The organism is Streptomyces sp. NRRL B-24085, from assembly GCF_001282115.1.
Classification (GTDB): domain Bacteria; phylum Actinomycetota; class Actinomycetes; order Streptomycetales; family Streptomycetaceae; genus Streptomyces.
In genome coordinates this window covers 1-18,830 of sequence record NZ_LJBR01000046.1, presented here as the reverse complement: position 1 = coordinate 18,830, position 18,830 = coordinate 1, and the positions used below count along the sequence as shown (strand labels likewise).

At 70.2% G+C, this 18,830-nt stretch carries 16 protein-coding genes and 1 pseudogene; 1 reads left to right on the top strand and 16 read right to left on the bottom strand.

The window, feature by feature from the left end:
- The 4 genes from AOJ26_RS07170 to AOJ26_RS07155 all read right to left on the bottom strand — a co-directional run.
- Window positions 1-298: GNAT family N-acetyltransferase (locus AOJ26_RS07170; RefSeq protein ID WP_159044223.1), on the bottom strand; the 298-nt coding region annotated here is incomplete at its 3' end.
- The gene (locus tag AOJ26_RS07165) at window positions 295-1,239 is read right to left on the bottom strand and encodes an RluA family pseudouridine synthase (protein ID WP_053847339.1); all 945 of its coding nucleotides are present in this window, start codon (window positions 1,237-1,239) and stop codon (window positions 295-297) included. The genes AOJ26_RS07170 and AOJ26_RS07165, both read right to left, overlap by 4 nt.
- A 58-nt stretch (window positions 1,240-1,297) precedes the next feature.
- Window positions 1,298-1,870 carry a signal peptidase II gene (gene lspA, locus AOJ26_RS07160; RefSeq protein WP_053847338.1) on the bottom strand — a complete coding sequence of 191 codons (573 nt, stop codon included), beginning with the start codon at window positions 1,868-1,870 and terminating at the stop codon, window positions 1,298-1,300.
- A gap of 61 nt (window positions 1,871-1,931) precedes the next feature.
- Window positions 1,932-3,665 carry a TraR/DksA family transcriptional regulator gene (locus tag AOJ26_RS07155; protein ID WP_234358479.1) on the bottom strand — a complete coding sequence of 578 codons (1,734 nt, stop codon included), beginning with the start codon at window positions 3,663-3,665 and terminating at the stop codon, window positions 1,932-1,934.
- Window positions 3,666-4,255: 590 nt separating this feature from the next.
- Here AOJ26_RS07155 and ileS point away from each other — a divergent pair.
- Window positions 4,256-7,387 (top strand): isoleucine--tRNA ligase, encoded by a 3,132-nt coding sequence (ileS, locus tag AOJ26_RS07145; RefSeq protein ID WP_053847336.1) that lies wholly within the window; start codon window positions 4,256-4,258, stop codon window positions 7,385-7,387.
- 160 nt (window positions 7,388-7,547) lie between these two features.
- On the opposite strand, the gene AOJ26_RS07140 is transcribed toward ileS, so the two are convergent.
- From AOJ26_RS07140 to AOJ26_RS07085, 12 genes and pseudogenes are all read right to left on the bottom strand, one after another.
- Window positions 7,548-8,708 (bottom strand): DivIVA domain-containing protein, encoded by a 1,161-nt coding sequence (locus AOJ26_RS07140; RefSeq protein ID WP_053847335.1) that lies wholly within the window; start codon window positions 8,706-8,708, stop codon window positions 7,548-7,550.
- A gap of 52 nt (window positions 8,709-8,760) precedes the next feature.
- Window positions 8,761-9,051, bottom strand: a complete 291-nt coding sequence (locus tag AOJ26_RS07135; RefSeq protein WP_053847334.1) for a YggT family protein — start codon at window positions 9,049-9,051, stop codon at window positions 8,761-8,763.
- Window positions 9,052-9,102: 51 nt separating this feature from the next.
- Window positions 9,103-9,744 (bottom strand): cell division protein SepF, encoded by a 642-nt coding sequence (locus tag AOJ26_RS07130; RefSeq protein WP_007381413.1) that lies wholly within the window; start codon window positions 9,742-9,744, stop codon window positions 9,103-9,105.
- A gap of 129 nt (window positions 9,745-9,873) precedes the next feature.
- A complete protein-coding gene (locus AOJ26_RS07125; protein WP_053847333.1) occupies window positions 9,874-10,593 on the bottom strand; it encodes a YggS family pyridoxal phosphate-dependent enzyme in 720 nt (239 codons plus the stop codon).
- 6 nt (window positions 10,594-10,599) lie between these two features.
- On the bottom strand, window positions 10,600-11,328 hold the full coding sequence (pgeF, locus tag AOJ26_RS07120) for a peptidoglycan editing factor PgeF (RefSeq protein ID WP_053847332.1): 729 nt from the start codon (window positions 11,326-11,328) through the stop codon (window positions 10,600-10,602).
- On the bottom strand, window positions 11,325-12,521 hold the full coding sequence (gene ftsZ, locus AOJ26_RS07115) for a cell division protein FtsZ (protein WP_053847331.1): 1,197 nt from the start codon (window positions 12,519-12,521) through the stop codon (window positions 11,325-11,327). Before ftsZ ends, pgeF begins: the two co-directional genes overlap by 4 nt.
- A gap of 288 nt (window positions 12,522-12,809) precedes the next feature.
- Window positions 12,810-13,604, bottom strand: coding sequence for a cell division protein FtsQ/DivIB (locus tag AOJ26_RS07110; protein ID WP_053847330.1), 795 nt, complete (start codon window positions 13,602-13,604; stop codon window positions 12,810-12,812).
- Window positions 13,605-13,622: 18 nt separating this feature from the next.
- A complete protein-coding gene (gene murG / locus AOJ26_RS07105) occupies window positions 13,623-14,717 on the bottom strand; it encodes an undecaprenyldiphospho-muramoylpentapeptide beta-N-acetylglucosaminyltransferase (protein ID WP_053847329.1) in 1,095 nt (364 codons plus the stop codon).
- Window positions 14,718-14,723: 6 nt separating this feature from the next.
- The gene (ftsW, locus tag AOJ26_RS07100) at window positions 14,724-16,085 is read right to left on the bottom strand and encodes a putative lipid II flippase FtsW (RefSeq protein ID WP_053847328.1); all 1,362 of its coding nucleotides are present in this window, start codon (window positions 16,083-16,085) and stop codon (window positions 14,724-14,726) included.
- Between the two features lie 20 nt (window positions 16,086-16,105).
- Entirely contained in the window at window positions 16,106-17,524 is a 1,419-nt protein-coding gene (murD, locus tag AOJ26_RS07095; RefSeq protein ID WP_053847327.1) for a UDP-N-acetylmuramoyl-L-alanine--D-glutamate ligase, read from the bottom strand.
- Window positions 17,506-18,579 (bottom strand): phospho-N-acetylmuramoyl-pentapeptide-transferase, encoded by a 1,074-nt coding sequence (gene mraY / locus AOJ26_RS07090; protein ID WP_053847326.1) that lies wholly within the window; start codon window positions 18,577-18,579, stop codon window positions 17,506-17,508. The genes murD and mraY overlap by 19 nt, the downstream gene beginning before the upstream one ends.
- Window positions 18,576-18,830 (bottom strand): annotated as a pseudogene (locus AOJ26_RS07085) (UDP-N-acetylmuramoyl-tripeptide--D-alanyl-D-alanine ligase); the annotation flags it as partial. The gene mraY and the pseudogene AOJ26_RS07085, both read right to left, overlap by 4 nt.

The following is an 18,830-nucleotide window of genomic DNA, read 5'->3' as shown; positions in this document are numbered from 1 at the left end:
CCCCCACCCCGAGCCCCCGCGCCGCCTGTGTCACCGCGAGCCGCCCCAGCGACCCCACCGAGGGGTCACCGCCGGTCTTCCCGGCCGCCGCGTCACCGGACAGCAGCCGCCCGGTCCCGAGCGGCACCCCGTCCTCCCGCACTGCCAGCACATGCACGGCGACGGCGTCGTAGGCGTCGTACTCGATGTCCTCGGGCACGCCCTGCTCGCCGACGAAGACCTCCTTGCGCACCCTGAAGCACGCCTCGCGGTCGGCGGGATCCTCGGCCACCCGCACCTCGTACGCGTGCGTGCTCACCCGTAGGTCTCCTCACGCACCAGGTCCAGGGCCTGCTGGAGGTCCGCCGGGTAGTCGCTCGCGAACTCCACCCACTCCCCGTCCCCGGGGTGCTCGAAGCCGAGCCGGACCGCGTGCAGCCACTGCCGGGTCAGCCGCAGCCGCTTGGCGAGCGTCGGGTCGGCGCCGTACGTCAGGTCGCCGACGCAGGGGTGGCGGTGGGCCGCCATGTGGACGCGGATCTGGTGGGTGCGCCCGGTCTCCAGCTTCACGTCGAGCAGGGAGGCCGCGCGGAACGCCTCGATGAGGTCGTAGTGCGTGACGGACGGCTTGCCCTCGGCGGTGACCGCCCACTTGTAGTCGTGGTTCGGGTGCCGGCCGATGGGCGCGTCGATGGTGCCGCTGGTCGGGTCCGGGTGGCCCTGGACGAGCGTGTGGTACCGCTTGTCGACCGTGCGCTCCTTGAACTGGCGCTTGAGCGAGGTGTACGCCCGCTCCGACTTGGCCACGACCATCAGCCCCGAGGTGCCCACGTCGAGCCGGTGCACGATGCCCTGGCGCTCGGCGGCACCGGAGGTGGAGATGCGGTACCCGGCGGCGGCGAGCCCACCGATCACGGTGGTCCCGGTCCAGCCCGGCGAGGGGTGGGCGGCCACGCCGACCGGCTTGACGATCACGACCACGTCGTCGTCGTCATGGACGATCTCCATGCCCTCGACCGGCTCGGCGACGATCTGCACGGGCGCGGGCGCCTGCGGCATCTCGACCTCCAGCCAGGCCCCGCCGTGCACCCGCTCGGACTTCCCGACCACCGACCCGTCGACCGTGACCTTCCCCGAGGCGGCGAGCTCGGCCGCCTTGGTGCGGGAGAAGCCGAACATGCGGGAGATGGCGGCGTCGACGCGCTCGCCCTCCAGACCGTCGGGCACGGGCAGGGTACGGATCTCGGGAATGGTGCTCACCCGTCGAGTATGCCGGACGGGTGAGACCGGCCCGAACGAGCCTGTGGAAAACCCGGGCTCAGTCCTTGTGGACGGTCCCGTCCGGGTCCAGGCCCCTGAAGGACAGCAGCACGATCAGGATGCCGCCGCACACGATCGCCGAGTCGGCGAGGTTGAAGACCGCGAAGTGCTTGGGCGCGATGAAGTCGACGACCGCGCCCTCGAAGACGCCGGGCGAGCGGAAGAGCCGGTCGGTGAGATTGCCGAGCGCGCCGCCGAGCAGCAGCCCGAGCGCGATCGCCCAGGGAAGGCTGTAGAGCTTGCGGGCGAGCCGGGCGATGACCACGATCACCGCCGCCGCGATCACCGTGAAGATCACCGTGAAGGCCTCACCGAAGCCGAAGGCCGCGCCCGCGTTGCGGATCGCCTCGAACTTCAGCCAGTCCCCGATGATCTCGATCGGTTCGTGGTGCTCCAGCTTGGCGACCACGATCATCTTGCTGACCAGGTCGAGGGCGTAGGCGAAGGCGGCCACCGTGAACAGCACGGCGATACGCCGCCTGCCCCGGGGCCTCGCCGTCCGGTCCTGCTCCGGCTCGGCCCCCGCCTCTGGGGTGTCCGGCGTACCGATGATGCGCTCCGCCTCTGCCACGTGAGTCCCTCGACCTAGGTACCTGACTGAGGACGAGGGTACGACACGCCCCCGGGCACCCTCAGTACCGGCGTTCCTGCTTCTGCTTGCACTCCACGCACAGGGTCGCGCGCGGGAAGGCCTGCATGCGTGCCTTGCCGATGGGGTTGCCGCAGTTCTCGCACAGGCCGTAGGTGCCGGCGTCGAGGCGTCCCAGGGCGCGCTCGGTCTGGAGGAGCATCTCGCGCGCGTTGGCCGCGAGGGCCATCTCGTGCTCGCGCGTGATGTTCTTCGTGCCGGTGTCGGCCTGGTCGTCGCCCGCGCCGTCCCCGGAGTCCCGCATGAGTCCCACCAGGGACTCCTCGGACGTGGAGATCTCGGTGCGCAGCCGCAGAGCCTCGGCCGTCAGCTCCGCGCGGGCCTCCGCGACCTCTTCGGGCGTCCACGGGTCCTCACCCGGGCGCACCGCCAGTTCGCCGGGCTCCGCCGCGGCGACGCGCGCGTTGGGTAGGGCGGTCTTCGCCGCTGTGGCCGTGCCAGGGGTCTTCTTCGCAACCACCGTCGTGGCTCCCGTCTGCTTCGCGGCCTCGGCCGCGCCCGCCTTGTGGGCCGTGCTCTTGCCGGCCGCCCTCTTCGTGGGGGTGTTCTTCCCGGAGGTGCCCTGCCCGGCGTCCCCCTGCGGGACACCGGCCTCCGTGGCGACCGTCTCCTCGACCGCGGTGTCCTCCACGGCCGTCTTCTTCCCCGCGACCTTCGTCGCAGCCGTGCTCCTGGCTGCGCTCCTGGCCGTACTCTTCGGCGCGGCCGTGCTCTTGGCCGCGCTCTTCCCGGTGACCGCCTTCTTCTTCGTGGCCGCGGTCCTCTTGCCGACGGCGGCCTGCCCGGCGACCGGCTGCTCGGCACCCGCCGACTCCGCGACCCCGGCCTCCTTACCCGCCCCCTCGGCAACCGCAGCCTTCTCACGGACCGCCTTCTTGGCCGCTGGGGCCTTCCCGGCGACCGGCTCCTCGGCAGCGGGCTCCTCGACAGCCGCCGACTGCGCAGCTCCCGCCTTCCTGCCCGCCCCCTCGGCAACCGCAGCCTTCTCACCGACCGCCTTCTTGCCGGCTGCCTTCGTGCCTGCCGCCTTTGTGCCGGCCGCCTTCTTGCCGGCTGCCTGCTTCGCTGCCGCCGCCGTCTTCTTCGCTCCCGCCGCCCGCTTCGTGACCGCCTTCTTGCCGGCCTCGCTCTTGTCGGCCGCCTTCTTGGTGGCCGTTTTCTTCGCGGCCGTTTTCTTCGCGGCCGCGCTCTGCTTGGTGACCGAGGCCTTGCCGACGCCCTTGGTGGCCTCCGTCGCCCCGCCGACCTGCGGCTCGCCCGCCGGTCTCCCGGCCGAGGCCTCCTCCTCCGCAGCCGCCCGGCCACCGGGAGCCGCCCTGGAAGCGGCGGCCTTCCCGGCGCCACTGGCCTTCCGGGCCGCCACCTTCTTCGCCCCGGCCTTCTCGGCACCCGCACGCGTGCCCTCAGCCTCGGCACCCGCACGCGCGTCCCCGGCCTCGGCACGCGCCCGCGTGCCCTCCCGATCGGCCCGCGCGCGCGTGCTCTTCACCGCGGCCTTCTTCGCCACGTTCTTCGCCGCCGCGCCGACCGCCTTCACGGCCTTGGCCGCCACCCCCTTGCCGGAGGACGTGGCGGACGTGGAGGACGCTGACGCCCCGGACGACACCCCGCGCGTGCTCTTCTTCCCGCCCGCGCCCTTGGCCTCGCCACCGGAGGCACGGGCATGGGTGGACCGGCCCGACGCCGACTGCTGTACGGCGGTCTTCTTAGCCACCATGCCGCGGCCCCTTCACATATTGTGATCTTGCTCGCGAATCGTGCTGGGACGATAAATCGACTTGAGTCCCGCGGCAACGGGGCACGCCGCCCGATCCGCCCGCCCCACGCGCGCGGGGCGGGAAGCATGCATGCGTTGTGCCCAGCTCCCCGCCGGGTAATCCGCCGGACCGTCCGTCCCGGAATCCGAACAGCCGTGCCGCTCCATTCGGGTCACCCCGGCCCCCGCGACAGCCGCCGCACCGGGCCCGGGAAAACCGGTCGGCCGCTGTCCCCGGGGCGCCGTACACTGGGCGGAGCGAAAAGCGTGGATGGGGACGAGTAGCGGCGTACGCAGCCCAGAGCGACCCGGGGACGGTGGAAGCCCGGGGGCGAGCGCGACGTGAAGATCACCCCGGAGCCGCCGGAAGAACCCCCGGCAGGGGGCGTAGACCCGGCATCGCGACCCCAATGAGGGGGTCCACCGACGCACACCACGCGTCGGCGGGCCAAGGAGGGTGGTACCGCGGGAGCGCGCCGAAACCGGCGTACGGAAAGACACGGCTCTCGTCCCTCCGGACGGAAGGCAGCACATCCGCCGGAGGAAGACTGATGACGCAGTACCGCCAGGTGCCCGCCCAGGTCGACCTGCCCGCGCTCGAGCACGCGGTGCTCGACTTCTGGCGCGAGCAGAAGATCTTCGCCAAGACCCTGGAGCAGTCCGAGGGCCGCCCCGAGTGGGTGTTCTACGAGGGTCCGCCCACCGCCAACGGCATGCCGGGCGCCCACCACATCGAGGCCCGCGTCTTCAAGGACGTCTTCCCCCGCTTCCGCACCATGCGCGGCTACCACGTGGCGCGCAAGGCCGGCTGGGACTGCCACGGCCTCCCGGTGGAGCTGGCGGTCGAGAAGGAGCTCGGCTTCAGCGGCAAGAAGGACATCGAGGCGTACGGCATCGCCGAGTTCAACGCCAAGTGCCGCGAGTCCGTGACCCGCCACACCGACGCCTTCGAGGCGCTCACGACCCGCATGGGCTACTGGACCGACCTCCAGGACCCGTACCGCACGATGGACCCGGAGTACATCGAGTCGGTCTGGTGGTCGCTGAAGGTGATCTTCAACAAGGGCCTGCTGGTCCAGGACCACCGTGTCGCCCCCTGGTGTCCGCGCTGCGGCACCGGCCTCTCGGACCACGAGCTGGCGCAGGGCTACGAGACGGTCGTGGACCCGTCCGTGTACGTCCGTTTCCCGCTCACCTCCGGTCCGCTCGCCGGCGAGGCAGCGCTCCTGGTGTGGACGACCACCCCCTGGACCCTGGTGTCCAACACGGCGGTCGCCGCGCACCCGGAGGTCACCTACGTCGTCGCGACCGACGGCGAGGAGAAGCTCGTCGTCGCCGAGCCGCTGCTCGCCAAGGCGCTCGGCGAGGGCTGGGAGACCACCGGCCGGTCCTTCACCGGCGCCGAGATGGAGCGCTGGACCTATCAACGTCCGTTCGAGCTCGTGGAGTTCCCGGAGCCGGCCCATTACGTGGTCAACGCCGAGTACGTCACGACCGAGGACGGTACCGGTCTGGTCCACCAGTCCCCCGCCTTCGGTGAGGACGACCTCAAGGTCTGCCGCGCCTACGGCCTGCCCGTGGTGAACCCGGTCCGCCCCGACGGCACCTTCGAGGAGGACGTCCCCCTCGTCGGCGGCGTCTTCTTCAAGAAGGCGGACGAAAAGCTCACCGAGGACCTCCAGCAGCGCGGCCTCCTCTTCCGGCACATCCCGTACGAGCACAGCTACCCGCACTGCTGGCGCTGCCACACCGCGCTCCTCTACTACGCGCAGCCGTCCTGGTACATCCGCACCACCGCCGCCAAGGACCGCCTCCTCCAGGAGAACGAGAACACCAACTGGTTCCCGGAGACGGTGAAGCACGGCCGCTTCGGCGACTGGCTCCAGAACAACATCGACTGGGCGCTGTCGCGCAACCGCTACTGGGGCACCCCGCTGCCGATCTGGCGCTGCGAGGACGACCACCTCACGGTCGTCGGCTCCCGCGCCGAGCTCACCGAGCTGAGCGGCACGGACCACTCCGAGCTGGACCCGCACCGCCCGTTCATCGACGACGTCACCTTCGCCTGCCCGCAGTGCCAGAAGACGGCCACGCGCGTGCCGGAGGTCATCGACGCCTGGTACGACTCGGGTTCGATGCCGTTCGCGCAGTGGGGCTACCCGTACAAGAACAAGGAACTCTTCGAGTCCCGCTACCCGGCGCAGTTCATCTCCGAGGCCATCGACCAGACGCGCGGCTGGTTCTACACGCTGATGGCCGTCGGCACCCTGGTCTTCGACAAGTCGTCGTACGAGAACGTCGTCTGCCTCGGCCACATCCTCGCCGAGGACGGCCGCAAGATGTCCAAGCACCTGGGCAACACCCTGGAGCCGATCCCGCTGATGGACCGGCACGGCGCGGACGCGGTGCGCTGGTTCATGGCGGCCGGCGGCTCCCCCTGGGCGGCCCGCCGGGTGGGCCACGGCACCATCCAGGAGGTCGTCCGCAAGACGCTCCTGACGTACTGGAACACGGTCGCCTTCCAGGCCCTGTACGCCCGTACGTCGAACTGGGCGCCCAGCGAGGCGGACCCGGCCCCGGCCGACCGCCCGGTCCTGGACCGCTGGCTGCTGTCCGAACTGCACGCGCTGACCGACCAGGTGACCCAGTCCCTGGAGGCATACGACACCCAGCGCGCCGGCAAGCTCCTGTCGGCGTTCGTCGACGACCTGTCCAACTGGTACGTCCGCCGCTCCCGGCGCCGCTTCTGGCAGGGCGACAAGGCCGCGCTGCGCACCCTGCACGAGGTGGTCGAGACGGTCACCAAACTGATGGCCCCGCTGACCCCGTTCATCACCGAGCGGGTCTGGCAGGACCTGGTGGTGCCGGTCACCCCGGGCGCCCCCGAGTCGGTGCACCTGGCCTCGTGGCCGGAGGCGGACCTGTCCGCCATCGACCCGGAGCTGTCCCGGCAGATGGTCCTGGTGCGCCGGCTCGTCGAGCTGGGCCGGGCCACGCGCGCGGAGTCGGGCGTCAAGACCCGTCAGCCGCTGTCCCGGGCGCTCATCGCCGCGACCGGCTTCGACGCCCTCGACCGCGAACTGCACGCGCAGATCACGGACGAGCTGAACGTGAGCGCCCTGGCCTCCCTCAGCGAGGTAGGCGGCAGCCTGGTCGACACCACGGCGAAGGCCAACTTCCGCGCCCTGGGCAAGCGGTTCGGCAAGCGCGTCCAGGACGTGGCCAAGGCCGTCGCGAACGCCGACGCGGCCGCGCTCTCCCTCGCCCTGCGCGAGGGCACGGCGTCGGTCGAGGTCGACGGCGAGACGGTCACCCTCGCCCCCGACGAGGTGATCATCACGGAGACCCCGCGCGAGGGCTGGTCGGTGGCGTCCGACTCCGGTGCGACGGTCGCCCTGGACCTGGAGATCACCGAGGAGCTCCGCCGAGCGGGCCTGGCCCGTGACGCGATCCGCCTGATCCAGGAGGCCCGCAAGAACAGCGGCCTCGACGTGGCCGACCGCATCGCCCTGCGCTGGACGGCCACGGACCCGGCGGTGATCGCGGCGCTCAGCGAGCACGCGGGGCTGATCTCCGACGAGGTCCTGGCCACGGACTTCGCGCAGGGAGAGGCGGACGACAGCTACGGCACCCCGTTCACCGACGAGGGCCTGTCCCTGACGTTCCGCCTGCGCAAGGCGTAACCCGCGCAGCACCGACGGAGAAGGCCCGGTCCCGCGTGGGGACCGGGCCTTCTCCGTGCCGGTGAGACGGTGATCAACCCGCGTAAAAGGGCGAGACCCCGGATCGGAATCCGGGGTCTCGCCCTGAACGCTGCCGACGCCTAAGGCGTACTGGAGGCCGTCAGTTGTCGTCCTCGTCGATGAGGAAGCCACGCATGGGCGAGGGAGCCTGCCCCATCGGACCGGGACCCTGCGGCCGCACCGGCGCCATCGGCTGGGTCATCGCGGGCGACATCTGCTGCTGGCCGCCGTAGGACGGAGCGGCCGGCGAAGGACCGCCGCCCATGCCCTGGTTGCCACCGTACGACGGCGCGCTCGCACCGGCCGGAGCCATGGAGGGCGCCGGGGACGGCGGCAGCGACGCGGTCGCCGGGGTGCGCGGCGGCGCCAGCGAGTCGTCGGCCTGGGTCTCCAACTGACGCAGCTGCGACTCGAGGTACGACTTCAGACGCGTGCGGTACTCGCGCTCGAAGCCGCGCAGGTCCTCGACCTTGCGCTCCAGCGTGGCGCGGGCGGACTCCAGGGAGCCCATCGCGACGCGGTGCTTCTCCTGCGCGTCCCGCTCCAGGGCGTCGGCCTTGGCACGGGCGTCGCGCTCAAGACCCTCGGCACGCGAACGCGCCTCGCCGACGATCTTGTTGGCCTCGGAACGGGCCTCGGCGATCGCCTGGTCGGCGGTCTGCTGGGCCAGCGAGAGGACACGGGCGGCGCTGTCGCCACCGGGGCCCTGACCGGGGCCGCCCATCGGACCGCCCATGGGGCCGCCCATCGGGCCACCCATCTGCTGCATGGGCGGCTGACCGCCCATGGTGCCCTGACCCATCGGGCCCTGACCCATCGGACCCTGGCCCATCGGACCGGGACCCTGCGGGCCGCCCTGGCCACCGCCGGGACCGGCGGGCAGCTGCGGCGCACCGCTCGGCAGCTGGGGCGGGCCACCCATGGGGCCGCCCATCTGCTGCTGCGGGGGACCGGATATGCCGGCCGGAACGGGAGCGCCGGGACCGGGCCCACGCATGCCCTGCTGCGGCATGCCCTGTCCGGGCATGCCACCCTGCTGCTGGTCCTGCTCCGGGGGCTTGCGCATGTTCTGCTGGTTCTGGGCAGCAGCACGCGTCGCCGCGGCCAGCTTGGCGCGCAGGTCCTCGTTCTCGCGCAGCAGGCGCGTCAGTTCGGCTTCGACCTCGTCGAGGAAGGCATCGACCTCGTCCTCGTCATAGCCTTCTCGGAGGCGGACGGTCGTGAACTGCTTGTTCCGCACGTCCTCGGGGGTCAACGGCATCTCTTCACCTCAACGTAGTCATCGGCAGTCGGCAAGACCGTATCGTCCACAGTCACCTCGCCAGGTTTCCCATGATGGAGATGAGGATGTAAACGATGATCATCAGCACGAAGAAGGACAGGTCGAGCGCCACGCCCCCGAGACGCAGCGGCGGGATGAACCGCCGCAGAAGCTTCAACGGTGGATCGGTGACAGTGTAGGTGGCCTCCAGAACGACCACCATCGCCTTGCCGGGTTGCCACGAGCGGGCGAACTGGAAGACGTAGTCCATGACCAACCGGAAGATGAGCACGATGAGGAACACCATCAGCGCGATGTAGATCACCTGCGCGAACACGCTCATGGTCTGTCTTTCCCTCTCCCCTGTTCCGTACTTCGTTCCGGTTGTTGCTTCTCAGCTCTGGTTGAAGAACCCGCCCTCTGCGATGCGGGCCTTGTCCTCCGCCGTGACATCGACGTTAGCAGGCGACAACAGGAACACCTTCTGCGTCACCCGCTCGATGCTGCCGTGAAGACCAAACACCAAACCGGCCGCAAAGTCGACAAGTCGCTTGGCGTCTGTGTCATCCATCTCAGTCAGATTCATGATCACCGGGGTGCCCTCACGGAAGTGTTCCCCGATGGTACGGGCCTCGTTGTAGGTCCGGGGGTGAAGTGTGGTGATCCGGTAAGGCTCTCGTTCCGACACGACCTTGGGCATGATCACCGGTGCGTTCTTCTCCAGGCTTGCGCGCTCTTGTGTGATGGATGCCACGGGCGCGATGCGCGCGGGACGCACCGATTCCGCGGCGAGCGAAGAGGATCGGGGCACCGGGTCGCGCGGCACCGAGGACTGCACCACTCTGACCGATTCGTCCCTTTCAGGCTGAAGTGCCTGATGTGACTGATGAGACGGCTCGTGCCGTCGGCGGTCCCGCTCGGGCTCCGGGTCGAGTTCCGGTTCGAAGTCGTCGTCGGGGTCGAAACCGCGGCCGTCGTACCCATCGTCCTCCACGAGGCCGAGGTAGACCGCCATCTTGCGCATCGCGCCGGCCATTCTCTGAGTCCTCCGCTCTGTGGTGGATCGGCTGACGACTGCCAAGTGCCCGCGATCCACGAGGTCGTTATGACCGCCTTTCGGCGGTAATGACCATATTTTCTGCTGTGGTCCGACTTCCTGGCGACGTTACCCGAGCCTGGGGCGGACTCCGAGTACCGCGGTGCCGACGCGCACATGTGTCGCTCCTGCCGCCACGGCCTGCTCGAGGTCCGCGCTCATCCCTGCCGAGACCATGTTCGCAGCCGGATGGGCTCGGCGCAGGTCGGTCGACAAATCCATCAACCGCTCGAACGCCGCCTGTTCGCGCCCCGCGTACTCACCGGTGAGCGGAGCGACGGTCATCAACCCGTCGAGCCGCAGTCCCGGAGCCCGGGCCACGAGACCGGCCAACTCCTCGATTCCGCCCGGCGCCACGCCACCCCGCTCCCCTCGCTCGCTCGACCCCGCGTCGAGGGCGACCTGGATCAGGCAGCCCACTTCGCGCCCGGCCTTCACGGCCTCCTTGGAGAGAGCCGTCACCAACTTCGAACGATCGACGGACTGCACGAGATCCGCGTAACCCACCACAGATCGCACTTTGTTGGTCTGCAATTGGCCAACGAAGTGCCAAGTCAGGGGCAGATCCGAGCATTCGGCGGCCTTGGGGGCCGCGTCCTGGTCCTTGTTCTCGGCGACATGGCGTACGCCGAGCTCGGAGAGGATCCGCACATCGCTGGCGGGGTAGGTCTTGGTGACCACGATGAGGGTCACCTCCTCCCGCCCGCGCCCGGCGGCCGCGCACGCGGCGGCGATGCGCTCCTCCACCTTCGCCAGATTCGCGGCGAGTTCGTCCTTACGGTCCGTCATGCCCCATCAGTCCAGCCAGACATATCCCGCGAGTCGCCCCGTGGTGCGCTCGCGGCGGTACGAGAAGTGGTCGCCCGACTCCAGCGTGCACTCCGGCGACTGCCGCCGGTCGCGCACCCCGAGCCGGTCGAGCTGGGCGTGCACTCCGGCGGTCACGTCGACCGCCGGAGTGCCCCAACTCGTCTCGGCGTGCGCCGCGGGTTCGACGGCGGCGACCTCGGCGCGCATCTCCTCGGGCACTTCGTAGCACCGGCCGCACACGGCGGGTCCGGTGCGGGCGACGATCCGGGCGGGATCGGCGCCGAGTCCGGTCATCGCGCGTAGCGCGGCCGGGACGACTCCGGCCACCATGCCGGGCCGGCCGGCGTGGGCCGCCGCGACGATCCCGGCGACCGGGTCGGCGAGCAGCACCGGGGTGCAGTCGGCGGTGAGGACGACGAGGGCGAGACCGCGTTCGGCGGTGACGATCGCGTCGACCCGGGGCACCGGCTTGTCGCCCCACGGTTCCGAGACCACCACGGCGTCCGCCCCGTGCACCTGGTTCATCCAGACCACCCGGGCCGGGTCGAGACCGAGCGACTTGGCGGCCAGTTCACGGTTGGTGCGTACGGCCTCGGGGTCGTCGCCGACCGCCCCGCCGAGGTTGAGCTCCTCATACGGAGCGGCGCTCACCCCGCCCCACCGGTCGGTGAAGGCGAAGTGCGCGCCGCTCACGCTCTCGCGCTGTCCTATCACTTCAGGAAGTCCGGCACGTCCAGCTCCTCGGCCGCGCTGTCGGAGTAGCTCCGCGACGGCGGGACCGGCGGCGCGACCGGGAGGTCGGCGGCCGGCTCGGGCGCGGGCTCCGGGTCCTCCTTCGGCGTGACGCTGCCGAGCGAACCGAAGGACGGACGGCTCTCGGTGGGCCGTGCCGGAGCGGGCTCCTCGCGGCGGGGTGCGGCCGAGGAGGAACCCATGACCGTCTCGCGACGGGCGGGCGGCTGGCCCCCGTCGAAGCCGGCGGCGATCACGGTGACGCGGACCTCGTCGCCGAGGGCGTCGTCGATGACCGCGCCGAAGATGATGTTGGCCTCGGGGTGGGCGGCCTCGCTGACCAGCTGGGCGGCTTCGTTGATCTCGAACAGGCCGAGGTCGGAGCCGCCGGAGATGGAGAGCAGCACGCCCCGGGCGCCGTCGATGGACGCCTCCAGGAGCGGCGAGGAGATCGCCATCTCGGCGGCGGCCACCGCGCGGTCGTCGCCGCGGGCCGAGCCGATGCCCATGAGGGCCGAACCGGCCTCGGACATGACCGACTTGACGTCGGCGAAGTCGAGGTTGATCAGACCGGGCGTGGTGATGAGGTCGGTGATGCCCTGGACACCGGAGAGCAGGACCTGGTCGGCCGACTTGAAGGCGTCGAGCACCGAGACCTGGCGGTCCGAGATGGACAGCAGCCGATCGTTGGGGATGACGATGAGGGTGTCGACCTCTTCGCGGAGTTCCGCGATGCCGTCCTCGGCCTGGTTGGCGCGGCGCCGGCCCTCGAAGGTGAACGGGCGGGTGACCACGCCGATGGTGAGGGCGCCGAGGGAGCGGGCGATGTTGGCCACGACGGGCGCGCCGCCGGTGCCGGTGCCGCCGCCTTCACCGGCCGTCACGAAGACCATGTCGGCCCCCTTGAGGACCTCCTCGATCTCCTCGCGGTGGTCCTCGGCGGCCTTGCGGCCGACGGCCGGGTTGGCGCCGGCGCCGAGTCCGCGGGTGAGTTCGCGGCCGACGTCGAGCTTGACGTCGGCGTCGCTCATCAACAGCGCCTGCGCGTCGGTGTTGATGGCGATGAACTCGACGCCCTTGAGACCGACCTCGATCATCCGGTTGATGGCATTGACACCACCGCCGCCGACACCGATGACTTTGATGACTGCGAGGTAGTTCTGCGGTGCTGCCACGTCGAAGGCCTCTCGCCTCGAGTTACGTGTCGCCGGACCGGTGAGGCAACTGCTGCCTCGCGATCCGCCGACTGATGCCGAATGGGACGGTCCGTAGCGCCGACCCGAACCCTAACGCTGAAGTTTAGGGTTACCAGTGTGTCTGTTCCCTGGAGTCTTCTGAACAGGACACTAAGTCGACAAGTGGCGCACGTTCAACGAACACGCCGAACCTCCCGTTTTTCTTTTCACCCTATGTGATCAGCCGTAGCAGTGCCCAACCAGGGTGCTGGCCTGCGCTGATGTGCGTCAACTCCCCGCTGACGCAGGGGCCGTGGGAACGCTGACGTCGAAGTGCCGCGCACCGGGGGCGGCTTTCATGAGAGCGGTGAGCGTACGGGCCTTCGCGGCACCCTTCTCGCTGCTCCCCCAGGAGACGGTCCGACCGCCCCTCAACTCCAGCGAGATGTCGTCGTAGGAACGCACCTTGACGGACCGGGTCGCACGGGCCACGTCGACCGGGATGTCCCCCGCCACCAGCACCGCCTCGCGCACCAGCCGGGCCTCGCCGAAGCGGCGCAGGCTCGCGGCGCGGGTGTCCGGCCGGGAGAGCGCCAATTCCAGTGCGGGGACGCCTTTCGGCGCCTCGGAAACCGTGGCGAACCGGACACCTTCATCGTCCACTTCGACAAAGTTTCCGCCCTTTTGGACAAGCAGAACCGGAGTACGCTCGGTCACTTTCAGCCCGATTCCGTGGGGCCAGGACCGAGTGACGTCAACTGTGTCGATTCGGGGCAATTTTTGACGAAGTCGCGCCTCGATCGCATCGGTGTCGACGGAAATCAACGGCGACCCCACCGGGACGTCCGCAGCCTCCCGGACCTGTTCCGGGGTCAGCACCAGGGTTCCCGAGACCGACACGCGTTCAACGCGGAGCCACTGGGAGCCGTACAACAGCCCGAAGGCGCCCGCGGAGAGAAACGCGAGCGCCACGGCGAGGATGATGATCATACGAAGCCGACGCACCCTCAACCGCCGGGCGGGAGGCGGGCCGGACGACTCCTGCTGGCGGTCACCGCGCTCGGCGGTCGTCGATCCGGCCACGCGACTCCCTCTTCCTGGCTACTGGCGTCGGTGCGAGGCGATCGCCTCGTACACCATGCCGACGAGCAGGTCGTCGGCGTCCCGGCGGCCGAACTCGGCGGCGGCGCGGGACATCTCGTACAGCCGGTGCGGATCGGCGAGCACGGGCAGGACGTTCGCCCGTACCCAGTCGGGCGTCAGTTCCGCGTCGTCGACCAGCAGTCCGCCGCCGGCCTTGACCACCGGCTGGGCGTTCAGCCGCTGTTCGCCGTTGCCGATGGGCAGCGGGACGTAGGCGGCCGGGAGCCCGACGGCGGAGAGTTCGGCGACAGTCATCGCGCCCGCGCGGCAGAGCATCATGTCGGCCGCGGCGTACGCGAGGTCCATCCGGTCCAGGTAACTTACCGGGATGTAGGGGGGCATTCCCGGCATCTGCTGCACGTGCGGCAGTTCGTTCTTCGGGCCGACCGCGTGCAGGATCTGGATCCCGGCCTGCTGGAGCCAGGGCGCGACCTGCTGGACGACCTCGTTGAGGCGCCGGGCGCCCTGCGAGCCGCCGGAGACCAGCAGCGTCGGCAGGTTGGGGTCGAGGCCGAACATCGCGCGGGCCTCGGGGCGGGCGGCGGCCCGGTCCAGGGTGGCGATGGTGTGGCGCAGCGGGATGCCGATGTACCGGGAGTTGCGCAGCTTGCTGTCCGGCGTCGCGACGGCGACCTGGGCGGCGTACCGGGAGCCGATCTTGTTGGCGAGGCCGGGGCGGGCGTTCGCCTCGTGGATCACGATCGGCACCCCGAGGCGCTTGGCGGCGAGGTAGCCGGGCAGCGCCACATAGCCGCCGAAGCCGACGACGGCGTCGGCCTTGGTGCGCTCCAGGATCTGCTCGGTGGCCTTGATCGTGCCGCGCAGCCGTCCCGGGACGGTGATCAACTCGGGGGTGGGCTTACGGGGCAGCGGCACGGCCGGGATGAGCGCGAGCTCGTAGCCGCGCTGCGGGACGAGCTTGGTCTCCAGGCCGCGCTCCGTGCCCAGGGCCGTGATCCCCACGGTCGGGTCCTGCCTGCGCAGGGCGTCCGCGAGGGCGAGCGCGGGCTCGATGTGGCCGGCGGTCCCCCCACCGGCGAGTACGACATGCACCGAAATTCACCGCTCTCCGGACGAACGCGCCGTTGGAGCGCGCCGTCGCATCGTGTTCCATCTCCGAGGCCCCCGTGCCGGCACGGCGCCTCCCGCCCGCTTTCTACCAAAGCGGGGTTGCCGCATCGAAAGCGCCGCCCGCGCAGCGGGATCGTCACGCGCGAACGCGATCAGCAGCCCGATGGCGAACATGGTCGGCAGCAGGGCGGACCCTCCGTAGGAGAACAGCGGGAGCGGGACACCGGCGATCGGCAGCAGACCGAGCACCGCACCGATGTTGATCACCGCCTGAGCGGTGATCCAGGTGGTCACGCCTCCCGCGGCATACCTCACGAAGGGGTCCTCCGTGCGTCCGGCCACGCGGATACCCGCATAGCCTAGAGCCGCGAAGAGAGCGAGTACCGACAGCGTCCCCGCGAGGCCCAGTTCCTCACCGGTGACGGCGAAGATGAAGTCGGTGTGGGCTTCGGGTAGTTGGCCCCATTTTTCCACACTCGCGCCGAGCCCGGAGCCGAAGATCCCGCCAGAGGCGAGGGCGTAGATGCCGTGCACGGCCTGCCAGCAGTCGGCGGCACCCGCCTTGGGCTCGGTGGCGCCGATGCAGGCGAGCCGGGCCATGCGGTTGGGGCTGGTCTTGATGAGGACGAACCCGATGAACGCGGCGACCGACAGCACCCCGACGAACAGCCGGGTCGGGGCTCCCGCGAGCCACAGCAGGCCGAACAGGATCGCCGTCAGGATGATCGCGGTGCCCATGTCGCCGCCGAGCATGATCAGTCCGAGCAGCAGGAAGGCGACCGGGACGAGCGGCACCAGCATGTGCTTCCACTGGGTCAGCAGCTTCTTGTCCTGCTTGCGGGCGAGCAGGTCGGCCGCCCACAGCACGAGCGCGAGCTTGCCGAACTCGCTGGGCTGGATCTGGAAGGAGCCGCCGAGCGAGATCCAGTTCTGGTTGCCGTTGACCGACATCCCTATCCCCGGCACCTGCACCAGGGCCATCAGGAAGACCGCGCCCGCGAGGATCGGGTAGGCGAGGGCCCGGTGCAGCTTGACCGGCATCCGGGAGGCCACCAGCAGCAGGACGGTGCCGATGACGGCGGCCAGGAACTGCTTGCGGAAGAAGAAGGATCCCGGCAGCGACATCTGCAGGGCGGTGATCTGGGAGGCCGAGTACACCATCACCAGACCGAGCACCGTGATCAGCAGGCTGCCGCCGAGGATCAGGTAGTAGGCGGTCAGCGGCCGGTCCCAGGCCTTCCGCGCGCGCGTGTAGAGCCGCTGTACGGCGTTCTCGGGCGAGGGCCGGGGAACGGCGGGGCGCCGGGACGCCCGCTGCACGGGCGGCCTGCCGGTACGGCTACTGGGCATCAACGCCTCCGCTACGTCGGTCAGGAGCCGAGTTCGCGAACCGCCTCCGCGAACGCGTCACCGCGCTTGTTGTAGTTGGCGAACATGTCCATCGAGGCACAGGCCGGGGCCAGCAGCACCGTGTCACCTGCGACGGCGAGGCGGGAGGCCTCCTGGACAGCCGCGAGCATCGCCCCAGTGTCGGTCCGGTCGAGGTCCACCACGGGTACTTCCGGGGCGTGTCGCGCGAGGGCTTCACGGATCAGGGCGCGGTCCTGGCCGATGAGCACGGCCCCGCGCAGCCGCTTCGCCGACTTGGCGACCAGTTCGTCGAAGGTGGCGCCCTTGGCGAGCCCGCCCGCGATCCACACGATCGACTCGTAGGCCGCCAACGAGGCTTCCGCGGCGTGGGTGTTGGTGGCCTTGGAGTCGTCGACGTAGGCGACCCCGCCGACGTCGGCCACGTGGGCGATGCGGTGCGCGTCCGGGGTGAAGTCCCGCAGTCCGTCCCGTACGGCCCTCGCGGGCACCCCGAATGCCCGTGCGAGGGCCGCCGCGGCAAGGGCGTTGGCGATGTTGTGCGGGGCCGGCGGGTTGACGTCGGAGACCTCGGCGAGCTCCTGGGCGTTCTTGTGCCGGTCCTCCACGAAGGCCCGGTCGACCAGGATGCCCTCGACGACGCCGAGTTGGGACGGCCCGGGGGTGCCGAGGGTGAAGCCGATCGCCCGGCAGCCCTCCTCGACGTCCGCCTCGCGCACCAGGTCCTCGGTGGCCTTGTCGGCGACGTTGTAGACGCAGGCGACCCGATTGCCCTCGTAGACGCGGCCCTTGTCGCGGGCGTAGGCCTCCATGGAGCCGTGCCAGTCGAGGTGGTCGGGGGCGAGGTTGAGCACGGCGGCGGAGTGGGCGCGCACCGAGGGCGCCCAGTGGAGCTGATAGCTCGACAACTCCACGGCCAGGACGTCGTACTGCTCGTCGCCGAGCACCGCGTCCAGCACGGAGACGCCGATGTTGCCGACGGCAGCCGTGCGCAGCCCCGCGGCCTTCAGGATCGAGGCCAGCATCTGGGTGGTGGTCGTCTTGCCGTTGGTGCCGGTGATCGCGAGCCAGGGGGCCGCGTCGGGGCCGCGCAGCCGCCAGGCGAGTTCCACGTCGCCCCAGATCTCGACGCCGGCCGCACGGGCCGCCGTGAAGAGCGGCTTGTCCGGCTTCCAGCCCGGCGCGGTGACGACGAGGTCGGTGCCCTCGGGCAGGGTGGCGCCGTCGCCGAGGCGCACGGTGACGCCCAGTGCCTCCAGCTCGGCGGCCTGCTCACGCGCGCGTGCGTCGTCGCCGTCGTTGACGACCGTGACGTGCGCCCCGCGCGCGTGCAGCACCTTGGCCGCCGGGATGCCGGAGACACCGAGCCCGGCGACGGTGACGTGCGTACCCTGCAGGTCGATCACTTCTCTGCTGCCCATCCCGCGTAGAAGAGGCCCAGGCCGACGATCACACAGATGCCCTGGATGATCCAGAAACGGACCACCACCAGGACTTCGGACCAGCCCTTGAGTTCGAAGTGGTGCTGGAGCGGTGCCATGCGGAAGACGCGCTTCCCGGTGAGCCGGAAGGAGCCGACCTGGATGACCACCGACATGGTGATGAGGACGAACAGACCGCCCATGATGGCGACCAGGAGTTCGGTGCGGGAGCAGATGGCGAGGCCGGTGAGGACACCGCCGAGGGCGAGCGAACCGGTGTCGCCCATGAAGATCTTGGCCGGCGAGGTGTTCCACCACAGGAAGCCCAGGCAGGCACCCATCAGCGCGGAGGCGATCACCGCGAGGTCGAGCGGATCGCGCACCTCGTAGCAGGCGTTCGGGTTGGTCAGGGTCTGCGCGTTGGCGCAGGACTCCTGGAACTGCCAGACGCCGATGAAGGTGTAGGCACCGAAGACGAGCACGGAGGCGCCGGTGGCGAGGCCGTCCAGACCGTCGGTGAGGTTCACGCCGTTCGACATCGCGAGGATCATGAACAGCGCCCAGACCACGAACAGGATCGGGCCGATCTTCCAGCCGAAGTCGGTGATGAACGACAGCCGCGTCGAGGCCGGGGTGTTGTTGTGGGAGTCCGGGAACATCAGCGCGAGCACCGCGAAGCCGATGCCGACGATGAGCTGACCCGCCATCTTCGCCTTGGCCCGCAGGCCCAGCGAACGCCGCTTGACGATCTTGATGTAGTCGTCGAGGAAGCCGACCAGGCCCATGCCGCACATCAGGCCGAGCACCAGCAGGCCCGAGTAGGTGGGCGGGTAGCCGGTGATGACCTTGGACAGGAAGTAGGCGGCGACGGTCGCCAGGATGAAGGCGATACCGCCCATCGTGGGCGTACCGCGCTTGCTGGCGTGCTCGCGTGGGCCGTCGTCGCGGATGTACTGGCCGTAACCCTTGCGCGCGAGCAGCTTGATCAGCAGCGGGGTGCCGACCAGGGTCAGAAAGAGGCCGATGACTCCTGAGAACAGGATCTGCTTCATCATCGGGCGGAAACCTCACCCTCGGCGTCGAGCAGCGCCTGGGCGACGCTCTCCAGGCCGACCGACCGGGACGCCTTCACGAGGACGACATCTCCCGGGCGCAACTCACTGCGCAGCAGGTCGACCGCCGCCTGTGCGTCGGACACGTGCACCGACTCCTCACCCCACGAACCCTCGTTATATGCGCCCAGTTGCAGCCAGGACGCTTCCCTGCCCCCGACCGCGACGAGCTTGCCGACATTGAGCCGGACGGC

Bases quoted from the DNA above. Each gene is read 5' to 3' on its own strand.
- AOJ26_RS07155 (WP_234358479.1), bottom strand. From the start codon at position 3,665: ATGGTGGCTAAGAAGACCGCCGTACAGCAGTCGGCGTCGGGCCGGTCC.
- ileS (WP_053847336.1), top strand. From the start codon at position 4,256: ATGACGCAGTACCGCCAGGTGCCCGCCCAGGTCGACCTGCCCGCGCTC.
- AOJ26_RS07140 (WP_053847335.1), bottom strand. From the start codon at position 8,708: ATGCCGTTGACCCCCGAGGACGTGCGGAACAAGCAGTTCACGACCGTC.
- AOJ26_RS07135 (WP_053847334.1), bottom strand. From the start codon at position 9,051: ATGAGCGTGTTCGCGCAGGTGATCTACATCGCGCTGATGGTGTTCCTC.
- AOJ26_RS07130 (WP_007381413.1), bottom strand. From the start codon at position 9,744: ATGGCCGGCGCGATGCGCAAGATGGCGGTCTACCTCGGCCTCGTGGAG.
- AOJ26_RS07125 (WP_053847333.1), bottom strand. From the start codon at position 10,593: ATGACGGACCGTAAGGACGAACTCGCCGCGAATCTGGCGAAGGTGGAG.
- ftsW (WP_053847328.1), bottom strand. From the start codon at position 16,085: ATGCCCAGTAGCCGTACCGGCAGGCCGCCCGTGCAGCGGGCGTCCCGG.
- murD (WP_053847327.1), bottom strand. From the start codon at position 17,524: ATGGGCAGCAGAGAAGTGATCGACCTGCAGGGTACGCACGTCACCGTC.
- mraY (WP_053847326.1), bottom strand. From the start codon at position 18,579: ATGATGAAGCAGATCCTGTTCTCAGGAGTCATCGGCCTCTTTCTGACC.